Source organism: Kineococcus lubricus (genome assembly GCF_050871965.1).
GTDB lineage: Bacteria > Actinomycetota > Actinomycetes > Actinomycetales > Kineococcaceae > Kineococcus.
In genome coordinates this window covers 154302-169340 of sequence record NZ_JBJLSK010000007.1, presented here as the reverse complement: position 1 = coordinate 169340, position 15039 = coordinate 154302, and the positions used below count along the sequence as shown (strand labels likewise).

Here is a 15039-nt window from a genome sequence, read left to right as displayed (position 1 = left end):
GTGGGGCCCCGTCCTGGACCGGGTCGGTCCCCTAGGGTCGTCCGTGTGTCCGCACCGTCCCTCGCCACGCGCCCGGGTCCGCCCGAGGGGGAGGAGCCGGCGGCGCTGCACCGGGCGGTGCGCGACTACCTCGGGCACCTGCAGGTGGAGCGCGGGCTGTCGGCGAACACCCTGGGCGCCTACCGCCGGGACCTGGCCCGCTACGTGCGCTTCCTCACCGCCCGCGGGGTGCTGGACCCGGCCGGCGTCGACGAGGCCGCCGTCAGCGCCTTCGTCGTGGCGCTGCGCTCGGGGGGTGACGGCGGTGCGCCCCTGACGGCGAGCTCGGCGGCGCGCGCAGCCTCGGCCGTGCGCGGCTGGCACCGCTTCCTGCACGCCGAGGGCCGCAGCCAGGACGACCCGGCGGTGGGGGTGCGCCCGCCGACCCCGCCGCGGCGGCTGCCGTCGGCGCTGACGCTGGAGGAGGTCGAGCGACTGCTGGAGACGGCCGGGCTGGGCGGGGACGGGGCGCTGGCGGCGGTCCCGCTGCGGGACCGGGCGCTGCTGGAGGTCCTGTACGGCTGCGGCGCGCGCATCAGCGAGGCCGTGGGCCTGGACGTGGACGACGTCTCGGCCGAGGTGCTGGGGGAGACCGGCGTCGTCCGGTTGCGCGGCAAGGGGTCCAAGGAGCGGGTCGTCCCCGTCGGGTCGTACGCGCAGCGGGCGCTGGAGCAGTACCTGGTCCGGTCCCGGCCGCAGCTGGTCGGTGGCGGCCGGGGGACGCCGGCGCTGTTCGTGAACAGCCGGGGCGGGCGGCTGTCGCGGCAGAGCGCGTGGGCGGTGCTGCAGTCGGCGGCGCGGCGGGCGGGCATCACGCGCGCGGTCTCCCCGCACACCCTGCGGCACTCCTTCGCCACGCACCTGCTGCGCGGCGGGGCCGACGTGCGCGTGGTGCAGGAGCTGCTGGGCCACGCCTCGGTGACGACGACGCAGGTCTACACGCTGGTCACCGCGGACGACCTGCGCGAGGTGCACACCGGAGCGCACCCGCGGGCGACCGGGACGGACGGTCCGCGCACGGATCCTCACGACCCGTCGACCCCGGTTCCCCGGACGGGCGACTAAGGTCACCGCAGACCGTCCTGACCGCCGACCGCTCCGACGACCGCCCGAGGAAGTGCCACCTCCCGTGACCAGCGAGTTCCCGCCGCCCGCCACCGCCACCCCGTCCGTCTTCGGGCCCGGCGTCGACGCGTTCCGTGAGCGGGCGTCGCAGCCGCCGGCGCCGGTGGCCGTCGCCCCGGCGGGTCCGTCCGAGCCGCAGCCCCCGCAGCCCGCGCCGGCGGCCGCCGAGGCGGGCCTGCCCGGCGGTGAGGCGCGGGCCGTGCAGTCGCAGATCGAGCTCGGCCCGCAGGACGGCCCCACGGGCCGGCCGATGCCGGTGTTCCCGGTGCCGGCCCGTCTGGAGCACCACGGCCCGGCCCGGGTGATCTCGATGTGCAACCAGAAGGGCGGGGTCGGCAAGACGACGACCACCATCAACCTGGGGGCGGCGCTGGCCGAGTACGGCCGCCGGGTGCTGCTCGTCGACTTTGACCCGCAGGGGGCGCTGTCGGCCGGGCTCGGGATCAACCCGCACGAGCTGGACAAGACGGTCTACCAGCTCCTCATGGAGCGCGGGACCGACGTGCGCGAGGTGATCCGGGAGACGTCGGTCGAGGGGCTGGACCTGCTGCCGGCGAACATCGACCTGTCGGCCGCCGAGGTGCAGCTGGTGGGGGAGGTGGCGCGCGAGTCGGTGCTGGCCCGGGCGCTGCGCCCGGCGCTGGCCGACTACGACGTCGTGCTCATCGACTGCCAGCCGTCCCTGGGGCTGCTGACGGTGAACGCGCTGACCGCCTCGCACGGCGTCCTCATCCCGCTGGAGTGCGAGTTCTTCGCGCTGCGGGGGGTGGCGCTGCTGGTCGAGACGATCGAGAAGGTCCAGGAGCGGCTGAACCCGGCGCTGGAGATCGACGGGATCCTCGCCACGATGTACGACGGCCGGACGCTGCACAGCCGGGAGGTCGTGACGCGCGTCGTGGACGCCTTCGGCGACGACGTGTTCCACACCGTCATCGGCCGCACCGTGAAGTTCCCCGACGCGACCGTCGCCGCCGAGCCGATCACGTCGTACGCCGGCACCCACCCCGGGGCGGAGGCCTACCGGCAGCTGGCGCGCGAACTCGTGGCGCGCGGCGACGCGGCCTGAGACCTCCCGCCACGGAAGGGTTCTCTACGTTCCCGACCCTGTCCTGCCACTCCTCGTGACCCCGGAAAAACCCTCGGTAGCAGATCATCGACCAGTCGGAGAGATCTGACCGGGAACTGCTCCACTGGGCCGAACGGCTGCCCCGGTTCGGGCTATGGTTCGGCCACACGAGACCGGATCCCGCACCGGTCGGGGGAGGGGCTCACCCGTGGGGGGCAACGCAACGACGGACGTCGTGGACGAGGGGTTCACGAGGTTCTCCGAGGAACACGCGCAGGGTCAGCTGATCCCGCGCATCGTCGACGTGGCCCTGGCCCGCGCCGAGGAGGTCGTCGCCGCGGACGGCGCGGCGCGGCTGCGCGGGGCGGACCTGCTGGTGCGGGCCGCGCGGGTGCGCGAGGCCGTCCTGGCCCACCACGCCGCGCCGGGCGCCGTGGCCCAGGACCTGCCCGTGGCCGTGCTGCGCGGCCACGACGTCGGTGCCGTGGCCGCCGTCGTGGGCGTCATCGCCGCCGGCCACCCCGTCGTCGTGCTCGACCCGACGACGCCCGCGGCCCGGCTGCGGCACTACGTGCAGGCGGCCGGCGCCACGCTCTGCGTGAGCGACGCCGACCGCCGCTCCACCGCCGCCCAGGTCGCCGACACGGTCGTCGACCCAGACGGTTCCGCGCCCGCCGGCGCCGACCACCTCGCCGCGGCCGCCGCCCTGCTGGGGACCACCGCCGCCCCCGACGACGTCGCCGTCATCGTCTACACCTCCGGGTCCACCGGGGCGCCCAAGGGCGTCGCCTGCGACCACCGCTCGATCCTGCACGACACCTGGGTCAACTCCGAGGGCACCGGCGCCTACGGCGCCGGGAGCGTCGTGGCCCACCTGCTGCCGATGGCCTTCAGCGCCGGCACCACCCCCACGCTGGCCGGCCTGCTGGCCGGGGCCCGCCTGGAGCTGTTCGACCCCCGCCGCCGCCCCGTCACCGACCTGCCCGGCTTCCTCGCCGACGTCGGCGCCGACGTCCTGCTCGCCTCCCCGGCCATCCTGCGCGGCCTGGTCACCGCGCTGGGTCCCGCGGGCCGCCTCGACGGGCTGCGCACCGTCACCATGGCCGGCGAGACCGTCCACGGGGCCGAGCTGGCCGCCGTGCGCCGCGTCGTCGGTCCCGACTGCGTGCTGCGCAACCGGTACGGCTCCACCGAGACCTGGCTGATGACCGAGTACGCCATCGGCGGTGACGACGAGGCGCCCGAGGGCGCCACCCCCGTCGGGTGGGCCGTCCCCGGGGCGCGGCTGCAGGTCGAGCTCGAGGACGGCGCCCTGGCCGACACCGGCAGCGGCCGCATCGTCCTGACCTCCCGCTGGCTCGGGGCCCGCTACTGGCGGAACCCCGCCAAGACCGCCGAGGTGTTCACCGACAACCCCGACGGCTCGCGCAGCTTCCGCACCAGCGACGTCGGCACCCTCGGGGCCGACGGGTGCCTGCGCCTGCTCGGCCGCCGCGACCACAGCGTCAAGATCCGCGGCCTGCTCGTCGAACCCGGCGAGGTCGACGCGCTGCTGTTCGCCCAGCCGGAGGTCCGCGAGGCCCTCGTCGTGGGGCGGGAGAACCCGCGGACCGGGCGGACGGGCCTGGTCGCCTACGTCGTCCCCGAGGGCCCCCGCCCGCAGGCCTCGGCGATCCGCGCCACCGTCCGCGAGAACCTGCCCTCGCACATGGTCCCCGAGCACGTCGTCTTCCTCGACGCCCTGCCGCGCACCGAGCGCGGCAAGCTGGACCGGTCCCTGCTGCCCGAACCGCCGCGCAGCAGCGCCCCGTTCGAGATCCCCCGCTCCAGCTGGGAGGAGGTCGTCCACGAGCAGTTCTGCGCCGTCCTCGAGCTCGACGACGTCTCCGTGCACGACGACTTCTTCGAGCTCGGCGGCGACTCCCTGGCCGCCGAGGCGCTCGTCAGCCGCATCGAGGCCCTCGGCGACGCCCAGGTGAGCACCCGCGGGGGGACGTCGCTGCTGGCCCAGGCCCCCACCGTCGCCTCCTTCGCCGCCGCCGTCCGCTCCACCACCCGCAGCGCCCGGCCCACCCTGGTCCCGCTGCGCCCCGAAGGCCACGACCGGCCGCTGTTCCTCGTCGCCGGCGCCGGCGGGGCCGCGCTCGCCCTGCGCACCCTGGCCCGCCGGATCGCCCCGGGGATCCCCGTCCTGGGGCTGCAGGCCAACGGCCTGGAGAACCGGGCCCTGCCGGACTGGTCGGTCGAGCGGATCGCCCGCCGGCACGTCGCCACCGTCCGCGAGCAGCAGCCGACCGGCCCGTACCGGCTCGCCGGCCACTCCCTGGGCGGGCTCGTCGCCCTCGAGATGGCCCACCAGCTGCGCCGCGCGGGGCAGGAGGTCGAGCTCCTCGCCGTCCTGGACTCCTTCCCGCCGGACCCCGCGCTCATGCCCGTCCCGCAGTACCCCAGCACCCTCGCCAAGGTGAAGGAGGGCCTGTCCCTGGCGCTGACCGGCGTCAAGGCCCACGCCGGCCTCGGGCACTACGTCCGGTTCTTCCGGCAGGGGAACTTCCTGCAGCGCAGGTACACCACGGACGTCTACGACGGCCGGACGCTGGTCCTGGTCGCCGCCGACGACGTCGACGCCCCCGCCCGCCGGCAGTGGGGACCGCACCTGTCCGGGCCGTTCGAGGTCGTCCCCGTGCCCGGGGAGCACATGTCGATCCTGCGCGAACCGCGGGTCGGCCTGGTCGCCGACCTGCTCTCGCAGTGGTTGCGACCCGAGGTCGTCGACCTGCGCGACCCCAGCCCCGCGCCGGGGCACGCCCACCGCTGACCCGCCCCCGGGGGGTCCCGCCGCCGGCGGCGGGACTCACCCGATCCGACCACGCAGCGCCACCGCGGTCTGGGCGAGGCGGGTGACAGGCGGGCCCCGGACGGCGCAACCGGACGCCGTGCGTCAGCGGCCCGGCGTCCGGGGCTGGCACCGTCGTGGCCATGCCCACCGCTGTCCCGGCGATGCCACGCGCCCCGAAACCCGCCCCGACCGCCCCCGGTGCGCGGTTGCCCGGGCCCGTGCGCGAACGGCGTCCCGCCCTCATCGCGTTCGGCCTCGTCCTCGTCGTGGGGGGCGCGCTCGGCAGCGCCCTGGTGGTGCACCGCAGCGGTGACCGCGTCGACGTCCTCGTGGCCCGGCACGACATCGCCCCCGGTGACCTGCTCACCGCCGACGACCTCGGCACCGCCCGCGTCGCCGCCGAGGGCGCCGCGACCGTGCCCGCCTCGGCGCTGGGCAACTTCGTCGGCACCTACGCCACGACCCGCATCCCCGCCGACACCCTCGTCAACCGCACGATGTTCCTCGCCGGTGACACCGTCCCCGCCGAGGCCGCCGTCGTCGGCGTCGTCCTGGGCCCCGAGCAGCGCCCCACCACCCCCCTGACCTCCGGCGACGTCGTGCGCGCCTACCTCGTCTCGGCCGACGGGGCGACCACCGTCACCGGCCAGCCCGCCGGGACGGTGCTGCTGGGCGCCGCCCGCGTCGTCGCCGCCGGCGGCGCCTCCACCGGGACCGTCACGGGACCGGTCACCAGCGACTCCGGGACGGTCTCCCTGCTGGTCCCGGCGGACGACGCCGCCGGCGTCGTCGCCGCGGCCGCCGCCGGCCAGATCGCCCTCGTCCGGCTCGCCGACGCCACCACCCCGCCCGTCGACCTGGTCCGGGAGTGAGTCGTGGCCGTCGTGACCTTCCTGTCCGCCAAGGGGTCCCCGGGCGTGACCACCACCGCCCTGCTCGCCGCCGCGCTGTGGCCGCGCCCGGCCGTCCTCGTCGAGGCCGACCCGGCCGGCGGTGACCTCGCCGCCCGCGTCCCGGCCCCCGACGGCGCCCCGCTGGACGCCGACCGCGGCCTGCTGCCGCTGCTGACCTCCGCCCGCCACGGCCTGCGCGCCTCCCAGGTCCTCGACCAGGCGCAGGTCGTCGCCGGGGGCACCCGCGTCGTCGTCGGCGTGGGTGGCCCCGAGCAGTCCACCGCCGCCGGACCGGCGTGGTCGGCGCTCGCGGGCGCGCTGCGGGAGCTGGACCGCGAACCCACGGGCCCCCTCGACGTCCCCCTCGACGTCCTCGTCGACGCCGGCCGGGTCGGGGCCGACCCGGTCCACCTGGACCTGCTGCGGGCCAGCGACCTCGTCGTCGCGCTGGTCCGCTCCGAGGTCGCCGCGGTGCTGCACGCCCGCGAGCGGCTGCGGGTGCTGGGCGGTGCGCTGCGCCGCCCGGACGGCTCCGCGCCGCGCACCGGGGTCGTCGTGGTCGGTGACCTGCGCCGGGCCGCGCGCCGCGCCGACGACTGCGCCGCGGTCCTGGCGGGCCCGGCGGTCGAGGACCTCGGGCGGCTGCCGCTGGACCCGGCCGGGGCCGCGGTGTTCGACGGCGCCGGGACCGCCCGCCCGGAACGGACCGCGCTGGTGCGCGCCGGGCGCGCCGTGGTGGCGACGCTCGCCGCCGCCGCGACCACCGCTCACCGCCTCCCGGCCGGGGCGGGCGCCGCGTGAGCACCGCCACCCCCACCGCCCGCGAGCGCGTCGACCACGACCTCGTGCGGCGCCTGCGCGGCGCCGTCGCCGAACGGCTGAGCGCGCAGCGGCGGCGCGACGACGACGCGGGCCGGCGGCCCGTGTCGGGCGCCGACGAGCGCCAGTTCGCCCGTTCCCTGGTCGTGCAGGTCCTGGAGGACCACGCCCGCGCCGAGCTGGAGGCCGGCCGCACGCCCCTGTCGGCCCCCGCGGAGGAGGCCGTCGCCGGGGCCATCGTCGCCGCCCTGTTCGGCGTGGGCCGGCTGCAGCCGCTGCTGGAGGACCCCGACGTGGAGAACGTCGACATCAACGGTTTCGACCGGGTCTTCGTCAGCTACGCCGACGGCCGGGAGGAGCTGCACGGCCCGGTCGCCGAGTCCGACGAGGACCTCGTCGAGCTCGTCCAGGTCCTCGCCTCCACCGTGGGCCTGACCAGCCGGCCCTTCGACGCGGCGAACCCGCAGCTGGACCTGCGGCTGCCCGACGGTTCCCGGTTGTCGGCGGTGATGGGCGTGTGCCAGCGCCCCGCGCTGAGCATCCGGCGCGCCCGCCTGTCCAGCGCGTCGCTGACCGACCTGGTCGGCTCGGGCTCGATGACCGAGGACCTCGCGCAGTTCCTGCGCGCCGCCGTCCGCGCCCGCAAGAACATCATGATCGCCGGGTCGACGAACTCGGGGAAGACGACGCTGCTGCGCGCCCTGGCCGCCGAGATCGGCCCGCACGAGCGCATCATCACGGTCGAGCGCGCGCTGGAGCTCGGGCTGGACGCCCAGCCCGGGCACCCCAACGCCGTCGCCTTCGAGGAACGCCTGCCGAACTCCGAGGGCGTCGGCGGGGTGACGATGGCCGAGCTCGTGCGCCGGTCGTTGCGCATGAACCCCAGCCGGGTCATCGTCGGGGAGGTCCTGGGCGACGAGATCGTCACCATGCTCAACGCCATGAGCCAGGGCAACGACGGCTCGCTGTCCACGATCCACGCGAACTCCTCCGCGGAGGTGTTCAACCGCATCGCGACCTACGCGCTGCAGGCCGAGGAGCACCTGCCCGTCGAGGCCAGCCACATGCTCATCGCCGGGGCCGTCGACTTCGTCGTGTTCCTCGACAAGCAGAACACCTACCACCTCGGCGGCGGGCTGCGCCGCGTCGTCGCCAGCGTCCGCGAGGTGACCGGTGTCGACGGCCGGGTGCTGAGCTCGGAGGTGTTCGTGGCCGGCGCCGACGGCGTGGCCCGGGCGCACGCGCCGCTGCAGTGCGCCGACGACCTCGAGGCCGCCGGGTACGTCGCCCCCGTCGTGCAGCGGTGGGGTTCGTGAGCCCCGTGGACCCGCTGACCGCGGTCGCCCCGGAGGTCCTCGCCGCGCTCACCGCCGCGGCCGCCGGGCTCGGTGTCGTCGTGGTGGTCCTCGGCGTCCGGGGCCGGGTGCCAGGCCCCAGCGGCCGCCCCGGCCGACGGGGCGTCGCGCGCCTGGGCCGGCAGGCCCTGTTCGGCCTCGGCGCGGGGCTGCTCACCCTCGTCCTGACCCGCTGGGTCGTGGCCGGGATCGGCATCGGCCTGCTCGTGGCCGGCTGGCAGCGCCTGCTCGGCGGCAACGCCGAGGAGCACCGCGGCATCGCGCGGCTGGACGCCCTGGCGAACTGGACGGAGTCGTTGCGCGACACCATCGCCGGGGCCATCGGCCTGGAGCAGGCGATCCCGGCCACGGCGGGGACGTCGGCGCCGGCGCTGCGCCCGGCGCTGAACCTCCTGGTGGACCGGCTGCGCATCCGCGAACCCCTGCCCGGCGCGCTGCAGCGGTTCGCCGACGACGTCGACGACCCCAGCGCCGACGTCGTGGTGGCCGCGCTCGTCCTGAACGCCCGGCTGCGCGGCCCGGGGCTGCGCGACGTCCTCACCGCGCTGGCGGCCTCGACCCGCGAGGAGCTCGACGTCCGCCGCCGCATCGAGGCCAGCCGGCGCAGCATCCGGCGCAGCGTCCAGATCGTGCTGCTCATCGTCCTGGGCGTCATGGGCCTGCTCGCGGTGTTCAACCGCGACTACGTCGCACCGTACTCGACGTTCTCCGGCCAGGTGGCGCTCGTCCTCGTCGCGGCGCTCATGGTCGCGGGGCTGACGTGGCTGCGGCGCCTGGCGCGGGTGGAGACCCACGAACGGTTCCTGGTCGGGGCGGGGGGTGCGCGGTGAGCGACCTCCACCTGGCGCTCGGGACCGGTGCCGTGACCGCGGCGGGACTGGCCGTGCTGTGCGGTGCGCTGGTGCGCCCGCGCCCCTCGGTGTCCGCGCAGGTGGCCCGCTACGACGGGGCGCGCCGCTCGAACCAGCGCACCGTCCTGTCCGCCGCCGAGGCCGCCGCCTCCGCCGCGCCCGACCGCGGGTTGTTCGGGATCTCCGCCGCGTTCGGCCGCGGCATGGCCCGGGTCGCGGACCGGCTGGAGGTGCTGGCCGCCGAGCGCGGCTGGCGGCTGCGGCGCACCCGCGCCGACCTGGCCGTCCTGGGCCGGCGGACCGGGGAGTTCCTGGCCACGAAGGTGGTGGCCGGTCTCGTCCTGCTCCTGCTGGCGCCGGTGTGCTGGTTCGTGCTGCGCGCGTTCGGCGTGCCGCTGCCCGGCGGGGTCCCGCTGTCGCTGGCGGTCGTCCTGGGCGGTGCAGGTTTCCTCGTGCCCGACCTGGCCCTGCGCGGCGAGGCCGCCCGCCGGCGCAAGGACTTCCGCCGCGTCGTCGGGGTGTTCTCCGACCTCGTCGCGATGAACCTCGCCGGCGGCCGCGGCCTGCCGGAGGCGCTGCTGAGCTCGGCGTCGGTCAGCGACTACTGGGCCCTCGTCCGGATCCGGCAGGCGCTGTCGGGGGCCCGGCTGGCCGGGGGAACCCCCTGGCAGGCCCTGGGGGACCTGGGCACCGAGCTCGCGGTCACCGAGCTCACCGACATGGCCGGGGCGCTCGCGCTGGCGGCCGACGACGGGGCGAAGATCCGCGCCTCGCTCGCGGCGCGCGCGGCCACGCTGCGCCGCAAGGACATGGCCGACGTCGAGGGGGAGGCGGGGGAGAAGTCGCAGTCCATGCTCGTCGCCCAGCTCGTGCTGTGCACCGCGTTCATGGTGTTCCTCGCCTTCCCCGCCGTCCACAACCTCATGGCCACCTCGTGAAAGAAACCCTCGAAGGAGAAACCGATGTCCTCCACGTTCCTCGTCCGCTGCGCGCGGATCCTCTCGGCCCGCACCCGGCGGGCGGCGGCCACGGGCCGCGACGCGGGCGCCTCCGCGCTGGAGTGGGCGATCATCGCGGCCGTGGCGGTCGTGGCGGCCGCGTTCATCGGCGGCGCGATCTTCAACATCGTCAAGACCAAGAGCACGGAGCTGACGACGTGCTCGGAGGTCACCGTGGGCACCGCCTGCTGACCCACCTGCGCGGCGACACCGGTTCGGCGGCGCTGGAGATGGCGTTCATCGCCCCGGTGTTCCTGCTGCTGGTGTTCTCCGGGATCCAGGTCGGGTTGTGGGCCTACGGGCGCTCGGTCGCCCTGGCCGCGGCCCGCGAGGGCGTGGCGCAGCTGCGCGTCGTCCCCGACGAGCAGTTCGCCGCGGCCGCCGACCCCGTCGTGCGGGCCCACGTCGAGCAGTTCGCGACGAGCATCGGCCGCGAGTCCCTGCTGTCCCCGCAGGCCGGCACGAGCTGGAGCGCGGACGGGGTGTCCGTCACCGTCCAGGTCACCGGCCGCGTCATCAGCCTCGTCCCGGGCCTGGACCTGACCACGACCCAGCGGGCCACCGGGACGGTCGAGCGGTTCGGGAACACCCGGTGAGGCGGGACGAGGGGTCGCTGGCCCTGGAGTTCACGCTCGTCGCACCCGTGCTGCTGCTCCTCATCGCGCTGCTGCTGGCCTGCGCGCGGGTCTCGACGAACTCGGCGACCCTCGACACCGGGGTCCGCGACGCCGCCCGCGCCGCCACGACGTCGCGGTCGGCGGACGCCGCGGCCCAGCGCGCGTTCGCCGTCGTGCAGGCCGCGGTCGGCCCCGGCGACTGCGCCGACAGCCTCGTGGTGGAACCGGTGACGGAGTTCACCGCGGGCCGGCCGGTGACGATCACGGCCCGCTGCACGTACCCGGTGGCCGACCTGGGCCTGCCCGGCCTGCCGGGGAGCCTGACCGTCAGCAGTTCGTTCTCCTCCCCGCTGGACCCGAACCGGGAGCTGTCGTGAACCGCTTGCGCGACGAGGGCTCCATCGCGCCCGCCGTCCCGGTCCTGGCCCTGGTGCTGCTGCTGCTGGCCGGGCTGGTCGTCGACGCGTCGCGGCAGCTGGCGGCCCGCGCGCGGGCCGTCGCCTACGCCGAGGAGGCCGCCCGGGCCGGGGCCGCGGCGATCGACCTGGACGCCCCCGAGCTGGAACTGCTGCCCGAGGGTCGGGTCGCCGAGCGGGTCACCGCGTACTGCCGGGCGGCCGCCGCGTCGGGCGCCCCCATCGTCGACCCCGGGAACTGCTTCCGGGGCACCACGGCCACCGGCGACCCGCAGGGACGCCGCATCGTCGTGCAGACGCACGTCGAGATCGTCCTGCCGTCCACGCTGCTGGGCATCGTGGGCGTGCAGGAACTGCGGGCCGCCGGTGACGGCCGGGCCCGCCCCTTCGAAGGAACCCGAGAGGAGGACGCGCAGTGAGGAGGACCGTGCTGCTGGTGCTGCTGGTGCCGCTGCTCGCCCTGGCGGCGTGCTCGCGCCCGTCGGACGTCGCACCCCCGGTCGCCGCCGCGGCCCCGGCGACGGCGAGCCCCGCCCCGACGGCGGCGCCGGGTCTCGACGGGGACGCCGCGGTGGCCGCCTTCCGCGGGTACCTGCGCGAACAGGCCCTCGCCGTCAACGCGGGGACCGCCGACCCCGCGGCCGTCCCGGGGTTCACCGCGACCCTCACCCCGGCGGCGCTGTCCTGGGCGCTGCCCCTGCTGGCCGACAACCTCGGCGACCGGATGCCCGGGCCGTACCCCTCGGGCGTCCTGGAGTCCCGGCGCCCGGCCGAGGACCGCGTCGAGCTGCGGGTCTGCCTGCAGGACAGGGGCTGGCAGGTCGACCGCACGAGCGGGCAGACCCTCAACGCCGCCCACCACGGCACCGCGCAGGTCGTGGTCGTCCGGGTGGACGACCGCTGGCTCGTGGACGACGTCGTCGCCGACGGCGGCGACTGCGCGGCCACCGACGTCGTGCCGGAGCGGTTCTGATGCGCCGGCTCTGCGCGCTGCTCGGGGTGCTCGCCGTCGTGGCCGCCACGGCGGGGGCCGTCCCGGCGCAGGCCGCCGAGGCCGGCGGTGCCCGGTTGCTGTCGGGAGGCGGTGGCGACGGCTTCGGCTCGGTCGGGGCGTGCAGCTACCGCACGAGTTCCACCGGCGGGTACTGGATGCGGTGCTCCGACGCCGGCGCGGCCCGCAGCTACCGGGAACTGCTCGCCGGTGCCCCGGTCCCGACGTGCTGGCTGCTGCCCCGCGGCAGCGAGGCGAACCTGACCCCGAAGGACTCCGCGCCCTTCGCCCGGACCCTCGCCCGGACCGCTCCTCAGCCCACCGCCCAGCCCGCGCTGACGCCCGACCCCGTGCCCACCCCCACCGAGGCGCCCACGCGAACCCCTACCGGAACTCCCACGGGAACTCCCACGGGAACTCCCACGGGAACTCCCACGGGAACTCCCACGGGAACTCCCGTGGTCACCGAGACGACCCCGACGACCCCGACGACCCCGACGACCCCGGTCGAACCCGTCGAGACGTTCCTCCAGGCCTGCCTGTCGACGCCGCCGAACCCGGTGACCCTCGCCCCGCCGTACGACCTCGGGTTCACGACCCGCGAGGTCGAGTTCCGGCGCAGCGACCCCACCCGGCCGCCGTTCTGGTTCGAGCTCACCGCCGGGCAGCGGGCCTACCTGGTCCGCAGCGAGTACCGCGGGAACATCAACCCCGGGACCCTGGTGACCACCCCCTCGCGCACCCCGCGCATCGGGCAGACCGTGGGGTTCACCGTCCTGGGGGAGGACGGCCGCGAGATCGAGAAGGGGACGTCGAGGATGCGCGGCGTCCTGGAGTTCCTCGAGGTGCGGACGGGTGAACCCGGCCGGCCCACCGTGCGGTGCACCGGGTCCGGACGGGTCCTGGAGGCCGGCGCCACCGACCGCACCGGCGAGGACGTCTGCTCGTTCACCTACCGCCAGACCTCCGCCGGGCGCAGCACCACCCAGCCCGACACCTACCCCGTCCGCGGGACCGAGCACTGGCAGATCCAGGTCAGCGACGACGACGGCGCCAGCTGGGGCGACGTCCGTCCCGTCGAGCGACCCGTCGAGCTGGACCTGCGGGTCACCGAGATCCAGACCCTCGTCGTCCCCCTCGCCCCCTGAGCACCCGGAAGGTCCCGACGTGAGCACCGCCACCCCCACCCGCAGCGGCCGCCGCTCCGCGGCGCGGCTGCCCCGCGCACCGCTGACCCCCCGCGAGCGCGCCGGGGAGGTCGCCCGCGGGCTGCTGGCCGCCGCCGTCCTGCTCGCCGTCCTGACCGGGGTCCCGTGGGCCCTGGCGGTGCTCGTCGGGAACCCGCTGCCGGGCACCCTGCCCGAGCGCGGGTGGCTGGACGCCGAACTGTCCGCGACGGCCGTCCTCGACGTCCTCGCGGTCGTGCTGTGGGGGGCGTGGGCGCACTTCGTCGTGTGCGTCGTGGCCGAGTTCCGCGCCTGGGCCGTCGGCGCCCGGGCCGCCGCGGTGCCGTTCGGCGGCACCAGCCAGGTGTTCGCGCAACGGCTCGTGGGCGCCGTGCTGCTGCTGGCGGCCGGAGCCGTCTGGGTGCCGGGGACCGTGACCGTCGTCGACGCGGTGGCGGTGAGCGCGCGCACGTCCGTCACCGCGGACGCGACCGGTCCCGGGATCGGCACGGGGCCCGGTGGGGAGTCCGGGGCGGCCCGGCAGGTCGCCGCGCCCGACGTGTCCTGGTCCGCGGGACCCTCCGTCGCCGCCGACGCGGCCGCACCCGTGGTGCACGTCGTGCAGCCCCCGAACGGCCGGCACCACGACTGCCTGTGGGACATCGCCGAGCGCACCCTCGGCGACCCGTTGCGCTACCACGAGATCTTCGAGCTGAACCGCGACCGGGTGCAGCCCGACGGCGCCCGCCTCGTCGACGCCGACCTGATCCGGCCCGGCTGGACGCTGCTGCTGCCGGCCGACGCGACCGGTGCCGTGGCGGCCCTGCCCGCCCCGGTCGGTGAACCGGCTCCTGCCCCGGCGCCGGCCCCCGCTCCCGCGCACGACGCGCCGGCCTCCCCGGGCGTCCTGGAGCGCGGTGCCCTGTCCGGCGGGCTGGTCGCCGTCGGCCTGCTCACCGCGACCCGCCGGACCCGCCGGGACCAGGTGCCCGCCCCCGCCGAGCGCGGGCTGGACGACCCCGCCCGCGCGGCGTTCCTCGACCGCGCGCTGCGCCACCTCGCCGCCGCCGCGGACGGGCAGCGGGCGGTGCTGCCCGAGCTGCTCGCCGCCCGCCTCGGGCCGGACGCGCTGCGCCTGCACTTCGCGGCCGCCCCCGCGCTGCCCGCCCCGGCCCCGTTCACCGCCGACGGGACGACCTGGACGGTCCAGCGGCAGGCGCTGGAGGCGAGCGCCCCGGTCGCCGGGCGCCCCGCGGCGCCCTACCCCGCGCTCGTCGACGTCGCCCGCGTCGGCGAGGAGGACCTGCTGGTCGACCTGGAGGCCGCCCCCGGCCTGGTCGCCCTCGGTGGCGACGACGCGACCGCGCACGGGCTGGCGCTGTCGGCGGCGGCCGAGCTGGCCGTCAACCCCTGGTCCGACGGCGTGCAGGTGCACCTGGTGGGGTTCGCCGGCCCGCACGCCGACCTCGCGCCCGGCCACGTGCGGGACGTGTCCTCCCTCGCCGGTCTGCTGCACGACCTGGAGCAGGTCGCGGCCGAGCACGAGCGCACCGCCCGCGCCCTGGGCCTGGACGGCGTCCTGCTCGGCCGCCGGTCGCGGGAGGCCACCCGCCCGCGCCCCCACGTGGTGGTCCTGTCCGGCCCGCCGTCGCCGGCCGACGCCGCGCGGCTGGGTGCGCTGGTCGCCGCCGGGCGCACGCCGTTCGCGGTGCTCGTCGTCGGGGTCGTCCCCGACGCGCGGTGGCGGTTCGGGTGCGGCGCCGACGGTTCGATCGACCTCGGCGTCCTGGGCGTGCGCGGGCGCGCGTTCACCCTCACCGAGGCCGACTACGCCGAGCTGGGCCGCCTCGGCGACTGACGCCGG

15 protein-coding genes are annotated in these 15039 nt (G+C 76.8%); all 15 read left to right on the top strand.

Annotation, left to right across the window (positions count from 1 at the left end; all coding sequences use genetic code 11):
- The first annotated feature begins 45 nt into the window (after window positions 1–45).
- A complete protein-coding gene (gene xerD, locus ACRYRX_RS07480) occupies window positions 46–1104 on the top strand; it encodes a site-specific tyrosine recombinase XerD (protein WP_432511206.1) in 1059 nt (352 codons plus the stop codon).
- A gap of 310 nt (window positions 1105–1414) precedes the next feature.
- Complete coding sequence (locus ACRYRX_RS07475; RefSeq protein WP_432511230.1) at window positions 1415–2230, top strand: ParA family protein; 816 nt, start codon at window positions 1415–1417, stop codon at window positions 2228–2230.
- A 208-nt stretch (window positions 2231–2438) separates the two neighbouring features.
- Window positions 2439–5048: an AMP-binding protein gene (locus ACRYRX_RS07470; protein WP_432511205.1), complete on the top strand. Its 2610-nt coding sequence runs from the start codon at window positions 2439–2441 to the stop codon at window positions 5046–5048.
- A 161-nt stretch (window positions 5049–5209) separates the two neighbouring features.
- Window positions 5210–5941, top strand: coding sequence for an SAF domain-containing protein (locus ACRYRX_RS07465; RefSeq protein ID WP_432511204.1), 732 nt, complete (start codon window positions 5210–5212; stop codon window positions 5939–5941).
- A gap of 3 nt (window positions 5942–5944) precedes the next feature.
- The gene (locus tag ACRYRX_RS07460) at window positions 5945–6763 is read left to right on the top strand and encodes a hypothetical protein (protein WP_432511203.1); all 819 of its coding nucleotides are present in this window, start codon (window positions 5945–5947) and stop codon (window positions 6761–6763) included.
- Window positions 6760–8097 (top strand): CpaF family protein, encoded by a 1338-nt coding sequence (locus ACRYRX_RS07455; protein ID WP_432511202.1) that lies wholly within the window; start codon window positions 6760–6762, stop codon window positions 8095–8097. The genes ACRYRX_RS07460 and ACRYRX_RS07455 overlap by 4 nt, the downstream gene beginning before the upstream one ends.
- Entirely contained in the window at window positions 8094–8966 is an 873-nt protein-coding gene (locus tag ACRYRX_RS07450; protein WP_432511201.1) for a type II secretion system F family protein, read from the top strand. Before ACRYRX_RS07455 ends, ACRYRX_RS07450 begins: the two co-directional genes overlap by 4 nt.
- The gene (locus ACRYRX_RS07445) at window positions 8963–9925 is read left to right on the top strand and encodes a type II secretion system protein (RefSeq protein WP_432511200.1); all 963 of its coding nucleotides are present in this window, start codon (window positions 8963–8965) and stop codon (window positions 9923–9925) included. The genes ACRYRX_RS07450 and ACRYRX_RS07445 overlap by 4 nt, the downstream gene beginning before the upstream one ends.
- Before the next feature lie 24 nt (window positions 9926–9949).
- The gene (locus ACRYRX_RS07440) at window positions 9950–10177 is read left to right on the top strand and encodes a hypothetical protein (RefSeq protein ID WP_432511199.1); all 228 of its coding nucleotides are present in this window, start codon (window positions 9950–9952) and stop codon (window positions 10175–10177) included.
- Window positions 10144–10581, top strand: a complete 438-nt coding sequence (locus tag ACRYRX_RS07435) for a TadE/TadG family type IV pilus assembly protein (protein WP_432511198.1) — start codon at window positions 10144–10146, stop codon at window positions 10579–10581. The genes ACRYRX_RS07440 and ACRYRX_RS07435 overlap by 34 nt, the downstream gene beginning before the upstream one ends.
- Window positions 10578–10979 (top strand): TadE/TadG family type IV pilus assembly protein, encoded by a 402-nt coding sequence (locus ACRYRX_RS07430; protein WP_432511197.1) that lies wholly within the window; start codon window positions 10578–10580, stop codon window positions 10977–10979. The genes ACRYRX_RS07435 and ACRYRX_RS07430 overlap by 4 nt, the downstream gene beginning before the upstream one ends.
- Entirely contained in the window at window positions 10976–11437 is a 462-nt protein-coding gene (locus ACRYRX_RS07425; protein ID WP_432511196.1) for a pilus assembly protein TadG-related protein, read from the top strand. Before ACRYRX_RS07430 ends, ACRYRX_RS07425 begins: the two co-directional genes overlap by 4 nt.
- Complete coding sequence (locus ACRYRX_RS07420) at window positions 11434–11991, top strand: hypothetical protein (protein ID WP_432511195.1); 558 nt, start codon at window positions 11434–11436, stop codon at window positions 11989–11991. Before ACRYRX_RS07425 ends, ACRYRX_RS07420 begins: the two co-directional genes overlap by 4 nt.
- Window positions 11991–13157 carry a hypothetical protein gene (locus ACRYRX_RS07415; protein ID WP_432511194.1) on the top strand — a complete coding sequence of 389 codons (1167 nt, stop codon included), beginning with the start codon at window positions 11991–11993 and terminating at the stop codon, window positions 13155–13157. The genes ACRYRX_RS07420 and ACRYRX_RS07415 overlap by 1 nt, the downstream gene beginning before the upstream one ends.
- Window positions 13158–13176: 19 nt before the next feature.
- Window positions 13177–15033, top strand: coding sequence for a LysM peptidoglycan-binding domain-containing protein (locus tag ACRYRX_RS07410; RefSeq protein WP_432511193.1), 1857 nt, complete (start codon window positions 13177–13179; stop codon window positions 15031–15033).
- The last annotated feature ends 6 nt before the right edge of the window (window positions 15034–15039 follow it).